Annotated in this window: 8 protein-coding genes; 1 reads left to right on the top strand and 7 read right to left on the bottom strand. The window is 69.2% G+C overall.

Features of this window, described 5'->3' with window-relative positions; genetic code table 11:
• Window positions 1-1,042 (bottom strand): LacI family DNA-binding transcriptional regulator (locus GWK61_RS48970; protein ID WP_228564217.1); only part of this gene is annotated, 1,042 nt, incomplete at its 3' end.
• Window positions 1,043-1,242: 200 nt separating this feature from the next.
• Here GWK61_RS48970 and GWK61_RS48965 point away from each other — a divergent pair.
• Entirely contained in the window at window positions 1,243-3,927 is a 2,685-nt protein-coding gene (locus GWK61_RS48965; RefSeq protein ID WP_323748109.1) for a GH92 family glycosyl hydrolase, read from the top strand.
• 97 nt (window positions 3,928-4,024) lie between these two features.
• On the opposite strand, the gene GWK61_RS48960 is transcribed toward GWK61_RS48965, so the two are convergent.
• The 6 genes from GWK61_RS48960 to GWK61_RS48935 all read right to left on the bottom strand — a co-directional run.
• A complete protein-coding gene (locus tag GWK61_RS48960; RefSeq protein WP_194920457.1) occupies window positions 4,025-4,783 on the bottom strand; it encodes an LLM class F420-dependent oxidoreductase in 759 nt (252 codons plus the stop codon).
• A 281-nt stretch (window positions 4,784-5,064) separates the two neighbouring features.
• Window positions 5,065-6,519, bottom strand: coding sequence for an alkaline phosphatase family protein (locus tag GWK61_RS48955; protein ID WP_194920455.1), 1,455 nt, complete (start codon window positions 6,517-6,519; stop codon window positions 5,065-5,067).
• Window positions 6,520-6,568: 49 nt separating this feature from the next.
• The gene (locus tag GWK61_RS48950) at window positions 6,569-8,629 is read right to left on the bottom strand and encodes a serine/threonine-protein kinase (RefSeq protein WP_194920453.1); all 2,061 of its coding nucleotides are present in this window, start codon (window positions 8,627-8,629) and stop codon (window positions 6,569-6,571) included.
• A 94-nt stretch (window positions 8,630-8,723) separates the two neighbouring features.
• Window positions 8,724-9,071 carry a S26 family signal peptidase gene (locus tag GWK61_RS48945; RefSeq protein ID WP_194920451.1) on the bottom strand — a complete coding sequence of 116 codons (348 nt, stop codon included), beginning with the start codon at window positions 9,069-9,071 and terminating at the stop codon, window positions 8,724-8,726.
• A 52-nt stretch (window positions 9,072-9,123) separates the two neighbouring features.
• On the bottom strand, window positions 9,124-10,041 hold the full coding sequence (locus GWK61_RS48940; RefSeq protein WP_194920449.1) for a LysR family transcriptional regulator: 918 nt from the start codon (window positions 10,039-10,041) through the stop codon (window positions 9,124-9,126).
• Between the two features lie 73 nt (window positions 10,042-10,114).
• On the bottom strand, window positions 10,115-10,707 hold a 593-nt coding region (locus tag GWK61_RS48935), incomplete at its 5' end, for a pyridoxal-phosphate-dependent aminotransferase family protein (protein WP_228564216.1).

Raw genomic sequence — 10,707 nt, 5'->3', positions numbered from 1 at the left:
CCGTGCCGCTGCCCGGGGTGACGGTGACGTTGTCGAACTCGTCGGTCTGGTAGCCGACGACGCCGATGCCGACCTGCCCGGACAGGAACGTGCCGTCGTTGACGGTGCTCACGGTGCCGCCGTCGATGCGGCCGAAGAGGAGTTGGGCGGCGGTGCGGCCTAGGGCTGCTGGGTCTTGGCTGACTACGGAGATGGGGGGGTCGAGTTTGTCGGCGAGGAGGAAGTCGTCGAAGCCGACCAGGGCTAGGGTGCGGGAGGCGCCCGCTTCGACCGCGCCGAGGGTGACCAGGTCGTTGCCGCTGAAGAGGGCTGTTGGGGGGTTGGGGGATGTCATCAGTTCGCTGATGGCGGCCGCTGCTTCTGGGACGCCTCGTAGGCCGTGGCGGACGAGGGTTGGGTCCACGTCGAGGCCGGCGGCTCGGGTGGCTTGTTCGTAGCCGATGAAGCGTTCGCGCTGGGTCCAGATCTCCTGGCGGTCGCCTAGGTAGGCGATGCGGCTGTGGCCTCGGTCCAGGAGGTGGCGGACGGCTGTGGCGGTGCCGGCTCGGTTGTCGACGGCGACGCAGTCCACGTCCAGGCCGGTGGCGGGGCGGTCTACGCAGACCACCTTTACGCCGCGGGCCATTTGGGCTCGGAAGAAGGGGCGGTTGCCGCCGGTGGGGACCAGGACCAGGCCGTCGACCTGGCGGGCGCTGAAGGCTGAGACCACGTCGCGTTCGCGGCGGGGGTCGTCGTTGGTGCTGCCGACCAGGACCAGGAAGCCTCGGCGGTAGGCTTCGTCCTCGACGGAGCGGGCCAGGGCGGAGAAGAAGGGGTTCGCCAGGTCGTCGACCACCAGGCCGATGGTGCGGGAGTCCTGGGCCTTGCGGCGCAGGTTCCGGGCGATGTCGTTACGCTGGTATCCCAGAGCCCTGATCGCCTCCTCGACCCGGGCCGCGGTCTGCGGGGCCACGCCGGCCTCGCCGGCCACCACGCGCGAGACCGTCATCAGCGACACCCCCGCCGCCCGCGCCACGTCCTTCATCGTGGGCCGCGCTGCCATCCGACCTCCTTGTTCGGCTGGTTAACGTTACCATCCGTGATTCAGTAGTGCGTCCCATTGACAACTCTTCTCAGGGGCCAGACAATCCCCGATGCCTGTGAACGTTCACAACGCTCACCCGTCTCCCACCACCGCCCGTCAAGGAGACGCTCCGCGCCACAGCACAGATTCATGCAGTCGTCGTCGAGAGAAGAGACATCGTGACCGGTTCGAACCGCACAGGGCGCAGATCGCGCCTCAGCTCCCTGATACCGGCCGGGGCCCTGGTGGCCGCGGCCGCGCTGGGCACCGCCGGGCTCTCCGCGGGCGCCGCGAACGCCAGTAGCAACGCCACCACGCACGCCGCCTTCGTCGCCGATCCGGCCTCCACGGTCAACACGCTGGTGATGACCTCCGGCGGCGGCAACGACTTCCCGGGCGCGGACTCGCCGTTCGGCATGGTCCAGTGGAGTCCGGACTCGGTGAGCGGCCGCAACGCCGGCGGCGGGTACGACTACAGCGACAACCAGACGCGCGGCTTCTCGCTGACGCACATGGCCGGACCCGGCTGCGGTGCGATGGGCGACATCCCGATCCTGCCGATGACCGGGGCGCTGCCCTCCGGCGATCCGGGGGTGCACGACGAGTCGATCGACCACGGCAGCGAGCTGGGCAACGCCGGCTACTACACCGTGAAGACCGGCTCGAACCCGGTGAAGACCGAGCTGACCACCACCGCGCACACCGGCATGGCCCGCTTCACGTTCCCGTCCACCAGCCAGGCCGACGTCCTGCTCAAGCTGCTGGACAGCCAGAACGGCACCACCGCCTCCAGCGCGCAGCTGGTCGGCGGCAACGAGGTCACCGGCTCCGTGACCTCCGGCGGCTTCTGCGGCGAGACGGGCAGCTACACGCTGCACTTCGACATGGTCTTCGACCAGTCGTTCACCTCGGCCTCGCAGGTCGTCACCGAATCCGGCCAGCCCGGCCCGAACTCGGTGTTCCTGCAGTTCAACGCCGGCTCCAACCAGGTCGTCCAGGCCAGGGTCGGCATCTCCTATGTCAGCGCCGCAAACGCTTCCGCGAACCTGGCCGCCGAGAACTCAGGGTTCAACTTCAGCTCGGTGCAGACCGCGAACCACACCGCGTGGAACGCCCAGCTGAACAAGATCCAGATAGCCGGCGGCACGTCCACGCAGCAGCAGCTGTTCTACACCTCGCTCTACCACGCGCTGCTGCACCCCAACACGGTGACCGACGTCAACGGCCAGTACATGGGCTTCGACAACGCCGTGCACACCGCGCCGTCCGGACACCAGCAGTACGACCAGTTCTCCGGCTGGGACGTCTACAAGGGCCAGACCCAGCTGGAGGCCATGGTCGACCCCTCGATCGCCTCGGACGCGGCGCAGTCCCTGGTCAACGACTACGCCCAGGGCGGGACGTTCCCGCAGTGGGGCTTCATGAACTTCTACAACTGGGTCATGGACGGTGACCCGGCCACCGCCGCGATCTCGAACTACTACGCGTTCGGCGGCAAGAACTTCGACACCGCCACCGCGCTGTCGGACATGCTCACCGAGGCCACGACGAACAACAACGTGCGCCGCGGCACCTCGCTGGAGAACAGCTACGGCTATCTGCCCTCCGACCTCTACACCGGCTCGCTGGGCTGCTGCAACGTCCGCGACACGGCCTCCAGCCTGATCGAGTACGACAACGCCGACTTCGCCCTGTCGAAGTTCGCGCTGGCCCAGGGCGACACCGCGAACAGCGTCAAGTTCAACATCCGGGCCAACAACTGGAAGCACATCTTCAACCCGGCCAACGACCTGCTGAACCCGGTGCAGAGCAACGGCACCTTCGACAGCATCAACACCGGAACCACCACCGGGTTCACCGAGTCCACGGCCGCGCAGAACCGCTTCGACGTCGGCTTCGACCAGCCCGCGCTGGCCGCGCTCTACGGCGGCAACAGCGCGATCAACTCGGCGCTGGACTACTACTTCCAGACGTTCAACAGCACCAACTCCGACCAGTCGTTCCTGTCCAACGAGGTGGACCTGGGCACGCCCTGGTTCTACGACTGGACCGGCGAGCCCTCGCACACCCAGTCGGTGGTGAACCGGGTCCTGAACCAGCTGTATCAGGACACTCCTGCCGGCTTCCCGAACAACGACGACCTGGGCACCATGTCCTCGCAGTACGTGTGGGGCGCCCTGGGCATGTACCCGGTGACCCCGGGCAGCGCGGACCTGGCGTTCAACAGCCCGCTGTTCACGCAGGCGATCGTCCACCTGGACTCCGGTTCGAACATCACCATCAACGCTCCGGCCGCCTCGGCGAGCAACTACTACGTGCAGTCGCTCACCGTCAACGGCACGTCCAGCACGCACACCTGGCTCCCGGCCTCGACCTGGCAGGCCGGCGTGACGCTGAACTTCACGCTCGGCTCCTCGGCGTCGTCCTGGGGCACCGCGACCGGTGACGCGCCGCCGGCGTACGACCAGAGCGGCACCTCGAACTCCGGTCCGATCACCTCGGGCATCGCCGGCAAGTGCGTGGACGACAGCAGCCGCAACACCGCCAACGGCACCAAGATCCAGCTGTGGACCTGCAACGGCTCGGTCGCGCAGCAGTTCACCGTCAACTCCAACGGCAGCCTGGGCGTCATGGGCAAGTGCATGGACGTGACCAGCGGCGGGACCGCCAACGGCACGCTGATCCAGCTGTACGACTGCAACAACACCGGATCCCAGGTCTGGCAGCAACAGTCCAACGGCTCGCTGCTGAACCCGCAGTCCGGCAAGTGCCTGGACGACCCGAACAGCAGCACCACCGACGGCACGCAGTTGCAGATCTACACCTGCAACGGCACCAACGCTCAGAAGTGGACCCTCCCGTAGCGGTACGCCGCTGCCGGGTCACACCGGGATGAGCCGAACACAATCAGGGGCCTGGTTCACACCGAACCAGGCCCCTGACGTCTCCCCCCAGGGAGCCTCAGTCCTGTGCGTGCTCCAGCAGCCGCCGCACGTTGTCCAGCGCGAACGGATAGTCCCAGCCGAGGAGGAGGTGGTCCGCGCCGGCGTCCAGGTACGCCTGGTAGTCGTCGATCTCGTCGTCGCGAATCATCACGGTGCGCTCCACCGCCTTCGGGTCCCGGCCGAGCTTCGCGCACCACTCGTCGAGCACCTGGTTCTTGTGCTGGAAGTTCTCCACGGGACCGAAGGTGTTCCACAGATCGGCGTACTGCGCGACGAGCCGCAGCGTCACCTTCTCGCCGCCGCCGCCGATCAGGATCGGCAGATCCGGGGCGGCCGGATTGAGCTTGCCCAGCCGCTCCTTGATCCGCGGCAGCGCCTCGCCGAGAGCCCGCAGCCGCTCCGGCGCGGTGCCGAACTCGTAGCCGTACTCGGTGTAGTCCCGCTCGAACCAGCCGGCGCCGACGCCCAGCACGTACCGGCCGCCGGAGAGCTGGTCGACGGTCCGGGCCATGTCCGCCAGCAGCTCGGGATTGCGGTAGCTGTTGCAGAACACGAGCATCCCGAACCGGGCCCGCGTGGTGGTCACGGCCATCGCGGCGAGCAGGCTGGAGCCCTCGAAGTGGGTGCCCTCCGGATCGCCGTTGAGCGGATAGAAGTGGTCCCAGGTCCAGATCGAGTCGACGCCGAGCTCGTCCGCACGCTGCCACGCCTCGCGCAGGGCGGTGATGTCGGTGTGCTGGGGGCGCAGCTGGACGCCCACTTTGAATCGCGCCATGATCGGCGGTCCTCACTGTCGGTGGTGTGGGTGGTAGGGGGTGCCGGGTTTTGCCCGATCACTCCACCACAGGAACGGCTGGGTGGCGCTTTCGGCTCGCCGATCGGGACGACGCACCGTCAGGAACGGCGCGGCACGGCATTGCACGGCACGGCACGGCACGGCACGGCACGGCACGGCACAGCCTGCTGCCGACTGCCGACTGCCGACTGCCGACTACTGGCTACTGGCTACTGGCTACTGGCTACCTGGCACCGGCTACCGGCTACGCGGGCTGCGGGCTACCGACTCGCCGGTCCCGGCGGCGGATGCTCGGAGAGCACCAGCGCGGCGGCCGGCGGCCGGCTGAAGTCGAAGTCCTTCCACAGGTCGCCGAGCTGGGAGGCGTCCTCACGCACGTCCGGACGCGGATCGGGACGGCCGTCGGTGGCCGGGTCCAGGCGCTGGCCCTTCAGGAAACGGTCCTCGATCAGCTTGTCGTAGGCGTCGAAGCTGAGCGTCTGGTGGTCGATCGTCCCCTGCTTGGCATAGGGGCTGATGACGATGCCGGGCACGCGCAGCCCGTAGCCGTTCCCGTCCACGGTCGGCGGGGCCACGTGGTCGTAGAAGCCGCCCCAGTCGTCCCAGGACAGGAAGATCGCCGTGGAGCTCCAGTCCGGGCCCTTCATGACCGCGTTCACCAGGTTGGTGACGTAGGCCTGGCCGTCGGCGACGGAGGCCGGCGGGTGCTCGCTGACCTGCTGCGACGGCACGACCCAGGAGACCTGCGGCAACGTGCCCTTGGTGGCGGCGGTGACGAAGTTGTCCACCGACTGGATGTTGCCGACCTGGCCGTCGTCCTTCACGGTGGAGAACTCCGGGAGCGGGTTCCAGATGCCGGGTGTCTTCACGTCCTGCTTCACCGGCGCGCACGTCGCGGCGTCGTCCTCGCAGTCCGGTTCGCTGCCGCTCACGAGGTAGTAGCCCCAGCTGATCCCCGCGCGGTACATCAGATACGTCAGGTCGGTCCAGGCGTAGTTCTTGCTGCCGGGGTTCTGGAGAGCATTGGTGCAACTGCTCGGGTCGTTGGCCTTGGTGCAGTGCGCCGACCACTCCGAGACCAGGAACAGGTGCGCCGGCAGCGACCAGGAGGCGTTCGGCTCGAACATGTGGTCCTGCAACGTGAAATGCTGCGCGTAGGACCAGTAGTTGGGGATCTCGCGGGCGTCGTGCCAGCCCATGACGTCCGGCTCGCCGACCGGGACGCAGGTGGGGTTGTCAGGGTTCGCACACGGCGTCTTCTTCCCTGCGGCGCCGGCGGCGACCTGGCCGATGAAGCCGTCCATCTTGCCGCCGTCGATGTCGGCGGTGGCGTTGTTCTGGCCGTGCGGGCCGCCTTTGTTCACCACGTTGCCGTCGTGGAACGGCGGGTCGCACTTGTTGGTCGCGGCGTCGGGGACGCAGGCTCCGGCGGGGATGCCGTCGCCGCCGGGATACGTGCCGAAGTAGGAGTCATAGCTCCTGTTCTCCTGCATGATCACGACGATGTGCTGGATCTTGTCGGCGCCGGCCGGCGCGCCGGGCCCCGGGCCTGCGGGCAGCGCGGTCACGCCGGCGGGCAATGGCGAGCCCAGGCCCGGCGACGTCGAGGCCGCGCCACCATGAGGTTTTGAGGAACCGGTAGTGCAGGCGCCGGCGAGCAAGCCCGCCGCCAGCGCCGCGCCCCACCGCGTCGTCCGAGATCTCCGATCACTCATGGTGACGACGGTACTCACACGACGTAAGGATTCCGTCTAGCCCGAAGCCCTACTGCGGCGGCGCGCCATGAGACCCGTTGCACATCGGGACGCTGCCGAACGCGCCGTTGTTGGCGCCGCCGTGGCCGTTGACGGCGTTGACCCAGCCCCAGTTGCTTGTCTGCGACTCCGTCCAGGCCCACCAGTTGTTGAAGTACTGCCCGCCACTCTGGGTCTCGGTCCGGCCCTGGGCCTGGCAGATCACCCAGTTCGTGCCCTGAGGCAGGTAGCCGACGTTGCCGCCACCGCTGTCCAAGACCGGGGAGCCGCCGCTGTAGCCGTTGCCGGCCGTGTCGAACGGGCAGTTGATCCCAGTGCCCTGTTTCGTCGAGACAGTGCCGCCGCACGGGACCGGCTCCGGCGCAGGAGCCTGCGATGTCGACGGCGGCGGTGCCGGCGCCCTGGAGGTGGACGGCGGCGGGGCCTGCTGCTGGGTGGTGCTGTGCGAGGCCGGTGCGCTCGGCGCGCCGGCTGCGGAGGAATGCCCGGCCGAGGAGGGCTGGGCCTGACCACCGGTCGACGTGTTCTGCGCCTGGCCGGTCGGAGCGGCCGCCGAGGAGGAGGAACTGCTTCCCGATGCCGGGATGCTGTTGGCACCCGACAGCGGGTCGCCGGCCTTGGAGGTGGCGCCGGACAGGTCGCCGCCGTCCTTGCCCGCCGAGCTCTGCGCGGCTGCTTGCGTCGAGGCGCTGCCCTGCAGTGCCGTGGTGTCGGACTTGCCGCCGCCGAACGCCATCGCCACTCCCCCGGCGATCAGCGCGACCGCGACCACTGAGGCACTGACGATGAGGGCGACCGGCCGCTTGCGGCTCGGCGGCAGCGGTTCGGTGTTGCCGGGGCGCTGCGACGGGGTGCCGTGCAGGCCTTGGGGACCTTGGGGGCCGTAAGGCCCGTTCGGACCACCGGGCCCGTTCGGACCGCCGGAACGCCCGCGGCCGGACATGTCGCCGAACCCCGCAGCGTTCAACGCGCTGCCCGTCAGCGCTCCCGCCTCGTTCCCGGGACCGAAGTCGGCGCCGAACCCGGCGACGCCGCCCGAACCGGCCATCCCGCCGGAGCCCGGGGGACGCGGGTCCTGCCGCAGGTCCAGGCGCGCGGTCTCGGCCGCCGCGTGCGCCGCCGTCAGGTCGTAGTCGCGCACGGTGTGCATGGCCAGCGGCTTGGGCAGCCAGCTCGTGGCCAGCTCCAGCGTGTCCCCGGTGATGCCGCCGCTGGAGAAGTCGGTCGTGGTCACCGGCACGCCGGGCCAGTCGCTGGCGCCGCGCAGCCGTTCGGCCTCGGCGGCCATGCGCGCGGCGTCGGGGCGCTCCTCGGGGTCCTTGGCCAGGCACTGCGCGACCAGCGGCCACAGCTCCTCGGGCAGCTCGCCGAGGTCCGGCTCGCCGTGCACCACGCGGTAGGCGACGGTGACCGGCTCGCCGCTGCCGAAGGCGAGCTTGCCGGTGGCCGCGAAGGCCAGCACCACGCCGCCGGCGAAGACGTCGCCGGCCGGCAGCATGGCCTGGCGCTCAATGCGCTCCGGGGCGATGAAGCCGGCCACGCCGAGCACGCCGGCGTGGGTGGCGGTGAGCTTGGTGTCGTCGGTCGCGCGGGCGATGCCGAAGTCGATGACGCGCGGGCCGTCGGCGGCCAGCAGGATGTTGTTCGGCTTGATGTCCCGGTGGACCACGCCGGCCGCGTGCACGGCCGCCAGCGCCTGGCCCAGGCACTGCGCCAGGACCGCGACGGTCTCGGTGGGCAGCGGGCCGAAGCGGGTGACCGCGGCGTCCAGGGTCGGACCGGCCACGTATTCGGTGGCCAGCCACGGCGATTCGGCGTCCGGGTCGGCGTCCAGGACCCGGGAGATCCACGGCCCGCTGACCCGCCGGGCCGAGGAGATCTCGCGGCGGAAGCGGGCCCGGAAGTCCGGGTCCTGCAGGAAGTCGTTGCGGACCACCTTCACGGCGGCCGGCCGACCGGCCGGGTCCCAGCCCAGGTAGACACTGCCCATGCCGCCGGCTCCCAGCCGACCGGTCAGGACGTACGGTCCGATCCGGTGCGGATCCCCGGCACCAAGCGTCTGCATCGTCATCGGCCCCCATCCCGTTCTGCGACTGACGATCAGATGGTTACCATACCGATGATGGGCATGATCGTGGTCATCGTCCGCCGCGGAGAGCGCGCATCTAGCGTTTGAGGACCTTGCCGGAGGAACCCGTACGCGCCGCGCCCTCGACCTCGGTGCAGATGCCGAAGACCCGCGCGTGGCCGGTCCAGCCGTTGACGCGGCCGCGGTTGTTGCTGATCTGCACGCGGGCGTTGGCGTGGTCGACGGCCGAGACCAGGTGCAGGTAGGTGGTGCCGGCGACGCGCGCCAGGACGATGTCGCCGACTTCGAGCTTCGCGGGGTCCACCGGCGCGACGGTCACCTGCTGGCGGCTGCGGATCAGCGGGATCATCGACGATCCGGTCGGGCGGAAGCGTACTTCGGCACCTGCGGCGACGCGCGCCGCGAAGGCGTCCAGCATTCCCATGGCGGGAGCATGTCAGGGTGCGTTGGCGCGGCGCCACGGTTTTTGTTACTGCTCAGCCCGCAGACTCCGCCGGCCACGTCCGCAGTCCCCGCACCAGTCCGAGAAAAGCGCGCTCGGCCGGAGACAGCAGGCGGTCGCGGCGGTAGGCGACGACCACGGGGCGGGAGCGCAGTGGCGGGTCGACGTCGAGGACCACCAGGCGGCCGTCGCGGACTTCGGCGTCGATGGCGTGTTCGGAGATCAGGGATATGCCCAGGCCTGCGGCGACCGACTGCTTGATGGTTTCCGGGCCCCACATGTCGGCCTTGGCCATGTCGTCGAGGTCCCAGCCGATGAGGGCGGCTTCCTGCAGGTCGCGGGTTTGGGAGCCGGGTTCGCGCAGCAGGAAGCGTTCGGCGGCCAGTTGCGGCGGCGTGACGTGGCCTACTGTCTGGGTCAGCTGGTGGCCGGGGGCGGCGACCAGGAGCAGCCGCTCGTCCAAGACCGTCTCGGTCTTCAGTTGGGGCGCGCCGGGTTGGCCCGCGACGATGGCCAGGCCGAGTTCGCCGTCCAGGAGGCGCTTGACGATCTGGCCGTTGTTGCCGACGACGATGTCGCATTCGATGTTGTTGTGCCGGTCGCGGAAGCGGGCGAGCAGGCGCGGCAGCAGGTAGGTGCCGACGGTGGTGGTGCCGCCGACTTCCAGGCGGCCGGTCTGGACGCCGGAGACCTCGCGGATGGCGGCGACCGCCTCCTCGGTGAGCAGGAACACCCGGCGTGCGTACTCGACCAGGACCTCGCCCTCGGCGGTGGGGCGGATGCGGGGTCCGGAGCGGTCGATGAGGGTGGTCTGCAGGGACTGTTCGAGGTTGCGGACGTGGTTGGAGACCGAGGGCTGGCTCATGTAGAGCTTCTGCGCGGCCGCTGAGAAGCCGCCGGTCTCGACCACGGTCATGAAGATCGACAAGCGGTGCAAGTTCAGCTGCGTCACGGTAGGTCCACTTCCCACGCCTCCTGCCCCGTGACCGTCAGCCTATTCCCCCGGGTTAACAACACGCCTCTGTTCAGCGACCGGCGCGGATCTTGGAGATGGACGTTTCCAGCGCGGCCAGGAAACGCTCCAGTGTCGGCAGCGGGAGCTCTCCCATGGTGGCGACCCGGAAGAACGTCTTGGCCAGGTCGCCTTGGCCGGCGTAGATGACGAAGCCCTCGTCCTTGAGCGCGTCGTGGAGTTCGGCGTAGGTGATGCCCTCCGGGAGGTAGACCATCGAGATCGAGTTGGAGCGGTGCTCGGCGGGGATCAGGATCTCCAGGCCCAGCCGCTCGAATCCGGCGCGGACGAGCTTGGCGCGCGCCTTGTATTCCGCGACCCGTGCCGCGACGCCGCCGCGTTCTTCCAACTCCTTGATGGCCTCGTCGAGGGCGAAGCACACCTGCGCGGCCGGGGTGAACGGGACATCGCCCTTGCGCTGGCCGGTGAGGTAGGTGTCCGCGTTGAGGTAGAGCGAGCGGACCGGTACTTCCTGAAGGCGCTCGATCCCTTTGTGGGAGCACAGGATGAAGGAGATGCCGGGCCGTCCCCCAGCGAGGTCATCAAACCATGCGCGAAGCCGTAAAAAGCTTCTAAAACCCACAAACCAACCGCACCCGCCACGCC

The sequence above is a fragment of the Catenulispora rubra genome (assembly GCF_015356825.1).
GTDB classification, from domain to species: domain Bacteria; phylum Actinomycetota; class Actinomycetes; order Streptomycetales; family Catenulisporaceae; genus Catenulispora; species Catenulispora rubra.
The sequence above is the reverse complement of the archived record's forward strand: the minus strand, read 5'-3'. Positions and strand labels throughout refer to the sequence as shown.

Bases quoted from the DNA above. Each gene is read 5' to 3' on its own strand.
- GWK61_RS48960 (WP_194920457.1), bottom strand. From the start codon at position 4,783: ATGGCGCGATTCAAAGTGGGCGTCCAGCTGCGCCCCCAGCACACCGAC.
- GWK61_RS48955 (WP_194920455.1), bottom strand. From the start codon at position 6,519: ATGAGTGATCGGAGATCTCGGACGACGCGGTGGGGCGCGGCGCTGGCG.
- GWK61_RS48950 (WP_194920453.1), bottom strand. From the start codon at position 8,629: ATGACGATGCAGACGCTTGGTGCCGGGGATCCGCACCGGATCGGACCG.
- GWK61_RS48945 (WP_194920451.1), bottom strand. From the start codon at position 9,071: ATGGGAATGCTGGACGCCTTCGCGGCGCGCGTCGCCGCAGGTGCCGAA.